Source organism: Paractinoplanes rhizophilus (assembly GCF_042664765.1).
Classification (GTDB): domain Bacteria; phylum Actinomycetota; class Actinomycetes; order Mycobacteriales; family Micromonosporaceae; genus Actinoplanes; species Actinoplanes rhizophilus.
Window position 1 is genome coordinate 1 of sequence record NZ_JBHTBJ010000038.1, and the last position, 13122, is coordinate 13122.

General features: G+C 71.7%; 14 protein-coding genes. 6 read left to right on the forward strand and 8 right to left on the reverse strand.

The window, feature by feature from the left end:
* Positions 1-339 precede the first annotated feature (339 nt).
* Positions 340-1467, forward strand: coding sequence for a YihY/virulence factor BrkB family protein (locus ACFQS1_RS32815; RefSeq protein WP_378975888.1), 1128 nt, complete (start codon positions 340-342; stop codon positions 1465-1467).
* A gap of 11 nt (positions 1468-1478) precedes the next feature.
* Here ACFQS1_RS32815 and ACFQS1_RS32820 read toward each other — a convergent pair whose 3' ends face one another.
* The 6 genes from ACFQS1_RS32820 to ACFQS1_RS32845 form a co-directional block, all read right to left on the reverse strand.
* A complete protein-coding gene (locus ACFQS1_RS32820) occupies positions 1479-2288 on the reverse strand; it encodes an ABC transporter permease (RefSeq protein WP_378975889.1) in 810 nt (269 codons plus the stop codon).
* 1 nt (position 2289) lies between these two features.
* Complete coding sequence (locus ACFQS1_RS32825) at positions 2290-3048, reverse strand: ABC transporter permease (RefSeq protein ID WP_378975890.1); 759 nt, start codon at positions 3046-3048, stop codon at positions 2290-2292.
* A 205-nt stretch (positions 3049-3253) separates the two neighbouring features.
* Complete coding sequence (locus tag ACFQS1_RS32830) at positions 3254-4183, reverse strand: ABC transporter ATP-binding protein (protein ID WP_378975891.1); 930 nt, start codon at positions 4181-4183, stop codon at positions 3254-3256.
* 35 nt (positions 4184-4218) lie between these two features.
* Positions 4219-4785: a hypothetical protein gene (locus ACFQS1_RS32835; protein ID WP_378975892.1), complete on the reverse strand. Its 567-nt coding sequence runs from the start codon at positions 4783-4785 to the stop codon at positions 4219-4221.
* Positions 4782-6641, reverse strand: coding sequence for a DNA primase (dnaG, locus tag ACFQS1_RS32840; RefSeq protein WP_378975893.1), 1860 nt, complete (start codon positions 6639-6641; stop codon positions 4782-4784). Before dnaG ends, ACFQS1_RS32835 begins: the two co-directional genes overlap by 4 nt.
* An 11-nt stretch (positions 6642-6652) precedes the next feature.
* The gene (locus ACFQS1_RS32845) at positions 6653-7873 is read right to left on the reverse strand and encodes a deoxyguanosinetriphosphate triphosphohydrolase (protein WP_378975894.1); all 1221 of its coding nucleotides are present in this window, start codon (positions 7871-7873) and stop codon (positions 6653-6655) included.
* 80 nt (positions 7874-7953) lie between these two features.
* On the opposite strand from ACFQS1_RS32845, the gene ACFQS1_RS32850 reads away from it, so the two are divergent.
* The gene (locus ACFQS1_RS32850) at positions 7954-9504 is read left to right on the forward strand and encodes a methyl-accepting chemotaxis protein (protein WP_378975895.1); all 1551 of its coding nucleotides are present in this window, start codon (positions 7954-7956) and stop codon (positions 9502-9504) included.
* Here the strand turns inward: ACFQS1_RS32850 and ACFQS1_RS32855 are convergent.
* Positions 9498-9851 carry a VOC family protein gene (locus tag ACFQS1_RS32855; protein WP_378975896.1) on the reverse strand — a complete coding sequence of 118 codons (354 nt, stop codon included), beginning with the start codon at positions 9849-9851 and terminating at the stop codon, positions 9498-9500. The genes ACFQS1_RS32850 and ACFQS1_RS32855 overlap by 7 nt on opposite strands.
* A 214-nt stretch (positions 9852-10065) precedes the next feature.
* On the opposite strand from ACFQS1_RS32855, the gene ACFQS1_RS32860 reads away from it, so the two are divergent.
* From ACFQS1_RS32860 to ACFQS1_RS32875, 4 genes are all read left to right on the forward strand, one after another.
* Positions 10066-10446, forward strand: a complete 381-nt coding sequence (locus tag ACFQS1_RS32860) for a hypothetical protein (RefSeq protein WP_378975897.1) — start codon at positions 10066-10068, stop codon at positions 10444-10446.
* Between the two features lie 8 nt (positions 10447-10454).
* Positions 10455-11471, forward strand: a complete 1017-nt coding sequence (locus ACFQS1_RS32865; protein WP_378975898.1) for a DUF4388 domain-containing protein — start codon at positions 10455-10457, stop codon at positions 11469-11471.
* A gap of 91 nt (positions 11472-11562) precedes the next feature.
* Positions 11563-12048, forward strand: coding sequence for a roadblock/LC7 domain-containing protein (locus tag ACFQS1_RS32870; protein ID WP_378975899.1), 486 nt, complete (start codon positions 11563-11565; stop codon positions 12046-12048).
* An 83-nt stretch (positions 12049-12131) separates the two neighbouring features.
* Positions 12132-12503, forward strand: coding sequence for a hypothetical protein (locus ACFQS1_RS32875; protein ID WP_378975900.1), 372 nt, complete (start codon positions 12132-12134; stop codon positions 12501-12503).
* 79 nt (positions 12504-12582) lie between these two features.
* On the opposite strand, the gene ACFQS1_RS32880 is transcribed toward ACFQS1_RS32875, so the two are convergent.
* On the reverse strand, positions 12583-13101 hold the full coding sequence (locus ACFQS1_RS32880) for a DUF1269 domain-containing protein (RefSeq protein WP_378975901.1): 519 nt from the start codon (positions 13099-13101) through the stop codon (positions 12583-12585).
* Positions 13102-13122: the final 21 nt, after the last annotated feature.

The window sequence follows — 13122 nt, forward strand, 5'->3', positions numbered from 1 at the left end:
GCCGGGCCACCGGGCCGCCGCGCCCACCGGGCCGCCGGACTGCCGGGCCGCCGGACTGCCGGGCCGCCGGACTGCCGGGCCGCCGGACTGCCGGGCCGCCGGACTGCCGGGCCGCGGACGGCCCGGTGTTGCAGCGGGCCGGGGCGCGGCGGCGAGGGCGGCGCGTCTGTGGTTGGGGGCGGTGCCCGCCTCGTACGGAAAATGGGGTTGATCCTGGGTTCGGATCCGCTCGCGGTGGGCATTGCGGTTACCGGTCGTAGTCGCACGTGGCGGGCACGTTGGCGTGCGCGGACCTCACCGTTTGTCCCGGAGGAAGCCTTTGTCCCGGAGGAAGCTGCGATGAAGTCAGGCCACAGCACCGACGATGACCGTCCGCGGGGCGGCACGCCCACGGCCGCCGCGCCCGAGTCGGCGGAGGCCGCCGAAGCCCGTGCCCGCGGCGCCGAGGATTACGACGTCGCGGCGGCGACGACCACGGATGTCGGCGAGGAGGGCAAATTGCCGTCACCCCCCGGGGTGCCGCCGTCGGCCGGGCCCGACTCGCCGACGCAGCTGCGGGGCAAGGGGTGGTTCGCCGCGTTCAAGCGGACGTTCGGGCAGTTCTCGGACGACAACGTCTCGGACTGGGCGGCGGCGCTGACCTACTACGGCGTGCTGTCGATCTTTCCGGGGGCGCTGGTGCTCGTGTCGGTCCTCGGGCTGCTGGGCTCGAGCGGCCGGAACACCGTGCAGGACACGATCAACGAGCTGACCACCAACCAGCAGATGCGTGAGCTCGTCGACACCGTGCTCACGCAGGTCAACGAGTCGGGCGCGGCCAGCGTCACGGCGATCATCGGTCTCGTGCTGGCGTTCTGGTCGGCGTCCGGGTACGTCGCCGCGTTCATGCGGGCGTCCAACGTCGTCTATGACGTGCCGGAGGGCCGGCCGATCTGGAAGACGCTGCCGATCCGGGTCGGCGTCACCGCGGTCGTCGGGGTCATGCTGATCGCCTCGGCCTTCATCGTGGTCTTCACCGGCGATCTGGCGCGCGTGGTCGGCGAGAAGCTCGGTTTCGGCGGCGTCGCCGTGACGGTGTGGAACGTCGCCAAGTGGCCGGTGCTGGTGGTGCTGGTCAGCTTGATGTTCGCGATCCTCTACTGGGCCTCGCCCAACGCCAAGACCGGCGGGTTCCGCTGGGTGAGCCCGGGCGGGATCTTCGCGGTGGTGCTGTGGCTGGTGGCGTCCGGCGCGTTCGCGATCTACTTGGCGAACTTCGCGAACTACTCGAAGACCTACGGCACGCTGGGCGGCGTCATCGCGTTCCTGGTGTGGCTGTGGATCACGAACATCGCCATCCTGATGGGCGCCGAGCTCGACGCCGAACTGGAACGCGGGCGCGCGATCGCGGCGGGCCACGACCCGGGCGAGGAGCCGTTCCTCGAGCTGCGCGACACCCGCAAGCTCAAGAAGCACGACGACACCTGACGGCCGGCCGGTCATTTGCAGAGCATCTTGCTCATGCGGCGGCCGGCCACGGTCAGGCCGAAGGCCAGCATCGCCAGCAGGTAGAGGACGTCCAGCGCCTGCAGCGGGCGCACCGGGCCGAGGCTCAGCGCCCGGGTCAGATCGACCGAACGGTAGAGCGGTGTCACCTCGATCAGCCAGCGGACCGGTGCGGGATAGGCCGTGGGCGGAACGAACGTGCCGGAGAACAGGAACAGGGCGAACTGGGCCGAGGCGATCAGGTCGAAATCCTGCCAGCTGCGGATGATCGTGGACGTGGCCATGCCGAGCGCGCCGAACGAGAAGCCGACCAGGATCGTCGCGGGCAACATCGCGGCCGCGCGGGCGGCCGAGGTCAGGTCGAGGGCGACCATGATGACCAGGAACGCGGCCGAGTACAGCACGCCGCGCACCATCGCCCACGCCAGCTCGCCGAGCGCGATCTCGATCGGCCGGATCGGCGTGGCGAGCATGCCCTCGTAGAGGCGCATGAACTTCATCTTGCCGAAGAAGTTGAACGTGGTCTCCGACAGTGCCCCGGACATCGCCGCGGCCGCGAGCATGGCCGGCGCGACGAACTCCGCGTAGCCGACCAGGCGGCCGTCGGGCAGCCGCAGGTCGCCGATCAGCCCGCCCACGCCGACGCCGATCGAGAACAAATAAAGCACCGGCTCGAGGAAGCCGGAGAGCATCACCACCCAGTACGCCGAGCGCAGGCAGTTGATGTTGCGCTCGGTCACCGACGCCGCGCGCCGGCCCATCCCCTCGAAGGCGACCAGGCGGGGCAGAACCAGGGCCAGCATGTCAGACCACCAACCGACGACGGAACCGGGAATGGGCGAGCCACCAGCCCAGCGCGCACCAGGCCAGCAGGTAGAGCAGGTGGCACAGGCCGAGCCATCCGGGCGACCGCCCGAGCATGGCGTCGCGGCTCAGATCGACGCCGTGCCACAGCGGCAGTGCCCAGGCCACCCAGCGCAGCACCGCCGGCAGCGCGTCGACCGGGAAGAAGACCCCGGAGAACAGCGACATCGGCAGGATCGCGAACCGCAGCAGGATCGCCAGATAGCTGTCGCTGGTGACCCACGAGCTGTAGGCGATCGTCGGCGCGGCCACCGCGCAGCCCACCAGCACCGACACCACCAGCGTGAGCGGCGCCCACCACGAGCGCACCGCACCGAACAGCACCGCCACCCCGAGGAACGCGGTGGCGCTGAGCAGGATCCGGAACAGCATGAACGCGAGGTGACCGCCGAGGATGTCGGCCACCCGCAGCGGCGCCGCGGCCTGCGCGAAGTAGACCTTGAGCCACTCGAAGTAGCTCAGCACCGGCCAGGTCGCCTCGCCGATCGCGGCCTGCACCGCGGTCGACGCGATCAGCCCGGGGACGATCCAGTCCAGATAGGGCACTCCCTCGACGCCACCCGACACGTACGCCCCGACGCCCACCCCGAAGCCGAGCATCGTCAGCAACGGCAGGACGAGTGTGGACAGTGCGCTCGACCGCCAGGTGCGCCGGTAGTTGACCAGGTGGTACTCCAGAACGTAAGCGCCGGGCGTCATCGCGTTGTCCCCAAGGTCGCGGCTGAGTTACCGTTAAGGTCGGACATCTTGGCGGCGAAACCTTCCGAGTCGGCGGTTTGGGTGTCCGAACCCGAGAGGGTCGTGTCGCTCCCGCCCCGGAGCTCTTCCCGGGGCGGGAGTCTCTTTTCCGGGGCTCTCGCCCGCGCGTGGGGTCTCGTTTCGCTGACCATCTGGGCGGGGCTCATCAGTCCACCAGCGTCCGGCCCGTGAGGTGCAGGAACACGTCCTCCAGGCTGCTGCGGCGCACCAGCACGCTGGCTGGCGTCAGCGACCGCCGCTGCACCTCGGCGGCGGCCTCGTCGCCGTCGGCGACATACAGCAGGATCCGGTCGGGCAGCACCTCGAGGCGCTCGCCGAGGCCCGCGAGCTTCCCCGCATACGGCTCCTGGGACTCGGCGGCGAACCGCAGCTCGACCACCTCGCGCGTCGAATACCGCTCGATCAGGGCACGCGGCGAGCCCTCGGCCACGATGCGGCCGGCGTCCATCACCACGAGCCGGTCGCACAGCTGCTCGGCCTCGTCCATGTAATGGGTGGTCAGCACCAGCGTCACGCCCTGCTGCTTGAGCCGGAACAACCGCTCCCACACCAGGTGCCGCGCCTGCGGGTCGAGGCCCGTGGTGGGCTCGTCGAGCAGCACGATCTCGGGTTCGTTCACCAGGGCGCGGGCGATCGTCAGCCGCCTTTTCATCCCGCCGGAGAGCGGCTCGACCTTGCTCTCGGCGCGCTCGCTCAGCTGCACGAACTCGAGCAGCTCGGCGGCGCGGCGGCGGGCCACCTTGCGCGGGATGCCGAAGAAACGGGCATAGGTCGTCAGGTTTTCCCGGACATTCAGCTCGATGTCCAGATTGTCCAGCTGGGGGCACACGCCGAGCCGGGCGCGGATGCGCGGGCCGTCGCGCTGCGGATCGAGCCCGAGGATGCGCAGCACCCCGCCCGACGGCGGCGACACACACCCGATCATGCGCATGGTCGAGCTCTTGCCCGCGCCGTTGGGCCCGAGGAACCCGAACGCCTCGCCGGGCCGCACGTCGACGTCGATGCCGTCGACCGCGGTGAAGTCGCCGAACCGCTTGACCAGACCACGCGCGTGAATGAGGGAGTCGTTGTCCACGCCGACGACCCTAGGCCGCGGGTACGACAAAAAACTCAGTCGCTCGGCGAGGCCGCTCCCTGCGCCGCCGACACCAGCTCGCCGGTCAGCTCGACCACCGCCGAGAGCGTCACCGGCGTGCCCGAGTCGTAGCGCACCGCCCAGCTGAGGCCGTCGTGACCGGGCACCCGGCGGCCGACCACGCGCACCCCGCCGGTGTTCAGCGGATGATGCGCCGTGTACCCCACCGACTTGGTCACCCGGGCCCGCACCTGCTCGGGCAAGTCACCGGGCTCCAGCAGCAGGAAACCCACCACCGGGCCGTCGACCAGCACCGCGTAGTCGTCGCGCACCTCGGCCACCTCGGCCGGCGTGATCCGCAGTTCCCGCCCTGACCACGCGGCCTTGTGAATCTCGTGCCAGCCCAGTCGTCTCATGGTTTTCATTCCGGGGTTTTCCGCCGCGGGTCGGCTCAGACCGTCCGGCAACCACAGCCCCAGGTTCGTGGCCACCAGCGCCCCGTCCGGCGCGGACACCGGCGCCCAGGCCAGCACCCGCTCCTCCGGATCGAGCGCGGGGCGCAATGAAGCCGGCAGCTTCGGCCGCCGTCGTAACCAACTCACAGTCCACCTGCCGCCTGTTCGCGCAACGCGCGCGCCTGCTGTTCCAGCGAGAAGAGCTCCCCGGCCAGGGCCAGGTACTCATCCTTGTGCACCACCGGGTTGAGCCGCTGGACCTTCGACTTCAGATCACGGATCCGGGTGGTCACCGAGCCGGCCTGGAGCCGGGCGAGGGTGACCTGCACGTACCGCGGGTCGACCACGCCGTCCACGCGCAGCGGCTCCACCGCCAGTTCCGAGATCAGGCCCTGGCCGGCCAGGTCGTCGCAGGCGTCGCGCACCTTCTCGATCCACACCACCCCGCCGGACGACGCCGACGACACGCCGCCCGCCGCCCCGATCGCCGACCGGATCGCCCGGTACACGCCGTCGCCGTAGTCCTCGGGACCGACCGTGTCGAACATCGGGCCGGCCAGCACCGGCTCCTGCAGCGCGAGCTTCAGCGATTCCCGCTCGACCAGCCGCTGCGGCGCCTCGGCGGCCCGCGCGACCGGCGCGGCCACCGGCTGATCGAGACCCCGCAGGGCCGCGTTCACCGCCCGCTGCACCGGCTCGAGGTCCATCCCCAGGTCGGCGGCGAGCTTCCGCGCGTACTCCGGGCGCTTCTCCCTGTCCTTGATCTTGGCCACCAGGGGGGCGGCCTTGCGCATCGCCTCCACCCGGCCCTCGACGGTGTCCAGGTCGAACCGCGAGATCGTGTGCCGCAGCGCGAAATCCACCAGCGGCTCCCGCCCGGCGATCATGTCGCGCACCGCCAGATCGCCCTTGGCCAGGCGCAGCTCGCACGGGTCCATGTTGTCGGGACTCACCGCGATGAACGTGCGCCCGACGAACCGCTGATCCTCCTCGAACGCCCGCAACGCGGCCTTCTGCCCGGCCGCGTCGCCGTCGAAGGTGTAGATGATCTCGCCGGTGAAGCTGTCGCTGTCCATCAGCAGCCGCCGCAGCACCCCGATGTGGTCGATGCCGAACGCCGTGCCGCAGGTCGCCACCGCCGTCGGCTCGCCCGCCTCGTGACAGGCCATCACGTCGGTGTACCCCTCGACGATCACCGCCCGGCCGCGCTTGGCGATCTCACGTTTCGCCTGGTCGATGCCGTAGAGCACGTGCGACTTCTTGTACAGCGGCGACTCCGGGGTGTTCAGGTATTTCGGGCCGTCGTCGTCGTCGAACAGCTTGCGCGCCCCGAACCCGATGACGTCCCCGGTCAGGTCGCGGATCGGCCACAGCAGCCGCCGCCGGAACCGGTCGATCAGCGACCCCGACCGGGCCGGCTTGGTCAGGCCCGCGGTGTTGAGCTCGTCGGTGGTGAAGCCCTTCTGCCGCAGGTGCTTGGCGAGCGCGTCCCACGAGTCGGGGGCGAAGCCACACCCGTACCGCTCGGCCGCGTCCCGCCCGAACCCGCGCTGCGCGAGAAACTCGCGCGCCTTGCGCGCGCCCGGCGTGGAGAGCTGGTCGCGATAGAACTCGAACGCCGCGACGTGGGCCGCGAGCAGCCGCTGCCGCTGCCCGGTCTGCGGGCGCGGCGCGCTGGGCGAGTTGTCGATGTCGTACCGGAGCTGAATCCCGGCGCGCGACGCGAGCCGCTCGACCGACTCGATGAACGACAGGTGCTCGGCGTCCATCAGGAACTTGATGGTGTCCCCGCCCTGCCCGCAACCGTGGCAGTAGAACACGCCGCGAGCTGGGGAAACCGTGAACGAGGGGGTCTTCTCGTCGTGGAAGGGGCACAGGCCCTTCAGGTTGCCGCCGCCCGCCGGGCGCAGCGTCACCGACTCACTGATGATGTCGGCGATCGACGTCCGGTCGCGGACCAGCGCGATGTCCTCGTCCTTGACCCTGCCCGCCACGGCATACATCCTGCCTCGCGCTACGTCCGCGCCGCCACCAGGGTCCGGTGCCACGCGACGGCGGCGTGGTCGGTGAGCGACGCGACCTGGTCGACCACCACTCTGAGTGCCGCGGCGTCACTCTCGGCGGCCTCGAAGAGAGGCCGGAAGACCACGTCCAGACCCGATGGCGTACGCATCAGCGCGTCCACCAGCTCGACCAGGATCGTCCGCTGCTGCTCGTACCAGTCCTCGGCGGCCCGCGACCGCATCACGTAGCGCAACGCCATGCCCTTCAGCAGCGCGCACTGGTTACGCACAGTGCGCGGCACGATGAGGTCGGCGTCGTATCGCCGGACCGGGCCGGTGCCGTACCGGCTCTGCGTGGCGCCGACCGCGGAGGCGACGAAGCGGCCGGTGAGGACGCTGGTCATCCGTTTGAGAGTGACCTGGGCGCCGTAGGTGCCGTCGTAGCCGGCGACCGAGCTCACCGCGGGGTCGGCGAGCAACTGGTCCAGGGCGGCCGCGAGCGCGTCGGCCGGCTCGTCGGAATAGGTGGCGGCGACGTCGGCGCAGAGCTCGGCCCGCTCGGCCGGGTCGTCGAGCAGCGGGCGCAGCGAGAGGTAGCCGCCGTGCACGCCGTCCTCGACGTCGTGCACGGAGTAGGCGACGTCGTCGGCCCAGTCCATGACCTGCGCCTCCAGGCAGCGGCGCTCGCCGAGGCCACCCGGAAGACCGCGCATCCAGTCGAAGATCGGCCGGTCGTCGGGGTAGACGCCGAACTTGCGGTAGCCGTCCTTGCGCGGCCACGGGTATTTGCTGCACGCGTCGAGGGAGGCGCGGGTGAGGTTGAGCCCGGCGCCGGGGACCTTGGCCTCGAGCCGGGTCAGGACCCGCAGGGTCTGCGCGTTGCCCTCGAAGCCGCCGCACGCCTGGGCGGCCCGGTCGAGGGCGGTTTCGCCGTTGTGGCCGAAGGGCGGGTGGCCGAGGTCGTGGGCGAGACCGGCGACGTCGACCACGTCGGGGTCGCAGCCGAGGCGGGCGCCCATCTCGCGGGAGATCTGGGCGACCTCGAGGGAATGCGTCAGACGCGTACGCAGGAAATCGTCCGACCCGGCCGTGTGCACCTGGGTCTTGGCCGCCAGGCGGCGGAAGCCGGCGGAGTGCAGCACCCGCGCCCGGTCCCGCTGGTAGGGGGTTCGCCCGTATCCGCTGTCCTTGGCCGGTTCGGGAACCCACCGCTGGGCGTCGACCGCCGTCATGATCTCAGCCTAAGCGTCACGTCACCCTTGCCGATCTGGTTGCCGTGGAGTCCGATGCACCGAGTCGCGCGGTCACGATCGTGGCGCGCCTGTTCATCATGGCCGCCGCGGGGTTGCTGTCGGTCGGCCTGGTCGTGGGATTCGCGATCTACAGCTCGTCGGTGCAGGCCGGCGCCAACCGGGACATCGCCCGGGTCAGCGACGGCATGAGCGACCAGTGGAACGCGGACATGATGCACGACGCGCTGCGCGCGGACGTGATGTCGGCGCTGTATGCGACGTCCGCCGATCAGCGGGCGAAGTACGGCGTGGCGGAGGTCTCCGAGCACGCCGAGACGATCCTGGAGATGTACGACGCGGCGGCGGCCGAAGCGCCGGCCGCCCTGCGGCCGGAGTACGCCGAGGTACGCCCGCGCCTGGCGGCGTACGCGGACGCGGCGAAGTCGGAGGTCGCCACCGCCGCCACCGATCATGACAAGGCGGAGGCGCAGCTCGGCGACTATCTGGCGATCTACGCGGAGCTCGAGGAGAAGTTGGGCGCGCTCGACGACCACATGCTCGCGGCCGTCAAGGCGGCGAGCGACCAGGGCGTCGCCTCGGCCCGGCGCAGCGACTGGATCATCGCGCTGGCCGGGCTGGCGGGCGTGCTGATCACCGTGTTCGCCGGGGTGCGGACGCTGCGGGCGATCCGCCGGCCGCTGCGCGAGATGCTCACCGGCCTGCGCGCCGCCGCCGCCTGCGACCTGACCGTACGGGTGCCGATGATCCGCCGCGACGAGCTGGGCGAGATGGCGGGGGCGCTGAACGAGGCGATGGACGCGCTGCGCGAGACCGTGGCCGCGACGGCGGCGCGAGTCGGCTCGCTGTCGGCGGCGAGCGTCGACCTGCGCGCGCTGGCCGGGAACCTGGACTCGTCGGCCGAGCAGACCTCGGTGCAGGCGCGCAGCGCGGACGCGTCGGCGCAGCAGGTGTCGGCGGCGGTGATGGACATGACGAGCGCGACCGAGCAGATGGCGTCGTCGATCCGGGAGATCTCCCGGCAGACCACGTCGGCGTCGGTCACCACCGGCGAGGCGACCCGGAACGCGGCGAGCACGGCCGACGCGGTGGGGCGGCTGAGCGAGGCGAGCCGGGAGGTCGGCGACATCGTGCGGCTGATCACCAACATCGCCGAGCAGACGAACCTGCTGGCGCTGAACGCGACGATCGAGGCGGCCCGGGCCGGCGAGCAGGGCAAGGGCTTCGCGGTGGTCGCGACCGAGGTGAAGGACCTGGCGCAGGAGACCGCGCAGGCGACCGCGGACATCACCGGCAAGATCTCGGCGATCCAGGAGATGACCTCGGGGACGGCGGAGGCCATCGCGGCGATCACCGCGGTGATCCAGCAGATCGACGACGGCCAGCGCGCGATCGCGGCGGCGGTCGAGGAGCAGTCGTCGACCACCGATCTGATGTCGCGCAACGTGAGCGAGGTCTCGACGGCCGCCACCGAGATCAGCGGCACGGTCTCGAACATCACCCGATCGACGGAAGCGACGGCCGAGGGCGCGAACACGACGCGCGGCTCCGCCGAGCTGGTGAGCTCGGCGGCCGGCGAGATCCAGACGCTGATCAGCCGCTTCCGCTACTGACGCTTCGCCGCCAGCACGCAGAACTCGTTGCCCTCGGGGTCGGCGAGGACGACCCAGGGCACGTCGCCCTGGCCGATGTCGACGTGCCGGGCGCCCATGTCGACCAGCCGCTCGACCTCGGCCTCCTGATCCTCCGGGCGCAGGTCGAGGTGCAGGCGGTTCTTCACCGTCTTGGGGTCGGGCGAGGCCCCGAACAGCAGGCCGGGCAGCTCGCCGGGGGATCGGCGGATCTCCACCTCGTCCGGCGCCTGGTGCACGATCACGTAGCCGAGCGCCTCGGCCCACCATCGGGCCAGGCGGTGGGGATCGTCGGCGTCCACGACGACCTGTTCCCAGCTGATCGGCATATGCCCTCCTCCTTATCGAAAAGTGACGATCATGTTACGCGCCCCCGGCGGCCGCCCTCCGGTCGATGCGCCGGACGATGCGCCGCACGAGGTGGCCCGGGACCACGACGCACAGCCGGTCCGACTTGCCGCCGCAGGGTCGCCGCAGGATGGCCCACGGTGACGGCGCGCCCCGGGACGCGCCGCGGAGGCGATACCACGCAGGGGGATACGGGTGCCCGGGGTCGATCACTGTCTACAGGAGGCCATGGCGATACCCGGCGCGGTCGGCGCCAGCATCGTCGACTACACCACCGGCTTCCCGGTCGCCACGACCGGAGCCGCACCGAACTCCGACCACGAGGCCGCCGCGGCCGGCACGGCGGACGTGGTCCAGGCCGCGAACAGCCGCTCGCTGTTCGTCTCGGCCCTGCCGCACGACCTGCTCGAGGACCTGATCATCACGACCGCCGGGGGCTACCACCTGCTCCGCCTCGTGCAGACCGAGTTCGACAGCCGGCTGGTCCTCTACGTCTGGCTGGACCGGACGCGGGGGAACCTCGCGGTGGCCCGCCGCCGCATGCAGACCCTCGTCAACGGCCTGGTATTCCACTAGGAGATGCTTTGACCACCTCGAAGACCGCCGCGCCCGCGCGCCTGCTCTCGCAGGTCGCCGGCGAGCGGCAGACCGGCGCGCTGGTGGTCGGCGGCCACCCGGGCGGCGCGGTCTACGTCCTCGAGGGACGGGTCATCTATGCCGAGTCGCCGGCCGCGCCCGGGGTCGGCGAGCTGCTCACCGCGTCCGGCCGGCTGGCCGGGCGTACCTGGCAGAACGCGCTCGACATGGGCACGTCGACGGCGCGGGTGGGGCGGCTGCTCGTCGAGCACGGGCACCTCACCCAGGGCGAGCTGGAGCTGTGCGTGCTCGGCGCGACCTACGACGCCGCGTATTTCGCCCTGTCACCGGCGAACGCGCCGGTCGAGTTCCTCGGCGGCGCCACCCACTGGCTGGGCCCGGTCGTGCACATCGACCCGGCCGCGGTCGCCCGCGAGGTGCGGCGGCGCACCAAGCTGCTCGACGAGATCTTCCCCGACCCGCGGGTCGACACCGCGATCGTGACGCCGGTCCCCCGGCCGCCGCGGGAGCGGGTCACGCTGACCGCGCCGCAGTGGGAGCTGCTGGTGCACGCCGACGGCCAGCGCACGCCGGCCGACCTGGCGCAGCTGCTGGGCCGGGCCGGCTACCCGACCATCCAGGAACTGCGGCGGCTCGCGGCCCTGGGCCTGCTCGAGCTGCCCGAAGTACGCCCGCCGGACGTGCCGGAGTTCGTGCGGCTGCCCCGCGCCCGCGGCACCGCCGTGGACGTACGCCGGCCGCAGATCCGCGCCGAGGACTCGCCGACCGTGCCGGTCATCGCCGGAGTGCGGCCCGCCGCCCCCGGCCGGCCGCCGGCACCGGCACCGGTCCCGATCGAGGAGACCGGCGCGAACGGGACGGTGTACCGCCCGCCCCGGCTCGCCCGCCGCAAACCCGGGGCGAAACTGCCGAAAGAGGTGGCCGGCGAGGCGCCCCCGGCGGCGCCCGGCACCGACGAAGTCCTGCTGAAACGCATCCGCACCGCACTGCGGGCCCTGCGGTGACCCGCGCGCCCCCGACCCTTCCGCCGCCGCCACCCGAGGCGGCCGACCGCCCGAGGCCGCCGCCCGCCCGAGGAAGAAAGCGAGACCGAGGATGACCGTGGACCCGGCGGTGCTCCAGGAGCTCGACCGCCTGCGCGCCAGGGTGCCGGAGCTGTCCGGCAGCGTGCTCGCCACCACCGACGGGCTGGTGGTGGCGCACGACGCGCACGGCATCGAACCGGACGGTCTCGCCGCGCTGGCCGCCGCCCATTTCGCGCTGGCCCGGCGCTTCGCCCACGCGGTGAACCACGGCGAGTTGCGCGAATCGGTGGTCGAGTGCGACCGGGGCTACATCACGACGTACACCGCCGGCCCGAACGCGCTGCTCACCGTCGTCACGTCGGGCGACGCGAACCTCGCCATGGTGCACCTCGAGGCGCGCCGCTGCGTACGGCGGCTCGTCAAGATCCTGGCGATCGAGGCGAAACGGAACCGCCCGGAGATACCCACGCAGGCCGGTCCGGCGGCGCCGCTGGCGCGGCGCACGCCCATGGCCACCCTGCCCAACAACGCCCGGCGCCGGCAGGCGACGGGTTGATCGCACCGCGGCACCGGGCCGCGGGCCCCACCGGTACCGCCGTCGGGCGGACCGCCATCCCACCGCATACGGAGGACCTATCCATGGCCGACATGGACACCGCACTCAAGGAAATCATGGAGATCGACGGATCGATCGGCGTCGCCCTCGTGGACCACACGAGCGGCATGGCGCTGGGCACCGTCGGCGGCGGCAAGGAGCTCGACCTCACGGTCGCGGCGGCCGGCAACACCGACGTGGTCCGGGCGAAGCTGCGGGCGATGGAGATGCTCAACATCTCCGAGAAGATCGAGGACATCCTCATCACGCTCGACACCCAGTACCACATGATCCGCCCGCTCACCAGCCGCTCCGGCAAGGGCCTGTTCCTGTACCTGGCCCTGCGCCGCGACCGCGCCAACCTGGCGATGGCCCGCCACCAACTGCGGCGCATCGAGAACGACCTCGACGTCTGACCTGGACGACGCCATGTCCCGCGCCCGGCGGGGAGGGCAGCGCACGAGCCGCCCTCCCCGCCCCGGCGGTCACTTCGCGTCAGTACGGCTGCGGGTTGCCGGTATGGCTGCCGAAGGTTTGCAGCAGGATCTCGCGTTCGCCGTCGGTGAGGTTGGTGGAGATCAGTTTGCTGTGCTCGCCCATGCCGTGGAAACGCTCGCCCAGCCGGTCGAGGTTGCCCTGGTCGGTGACCAGGAAGAGCGCCGAGGTGCCCTCGGTGATCTCGGTCCGGATGGTCTCGAGCTGTTCCTTGTCGATGCCGGAGCCCTCCGTCGCCTTGCTGATCGCGCCGATCGCCGCGCCAGCCACGCCGCCGATCACCGGGACCAGGAAGAGCGTGCCGGCGAGCAGGCCCCACAGCGCGCCCCACCCGGCGCCGCGCCGCACGCTGTCGTGGCCGTGGTGCAGGCTCTCGGGCTGCGCGGCACCGACCGGCCAGGTGATGACCGCGTGGTCGACCAGCTTGACCAGGCCGTCGGCCTCGGCGTCCTTGAGCTGTTCGGACGCGTGCCGCGCGCCGTCGGGACTGTCGAACTTCCACACCGTGAACGTCGTCATCTCGCGCTCCTGAAGGGGACG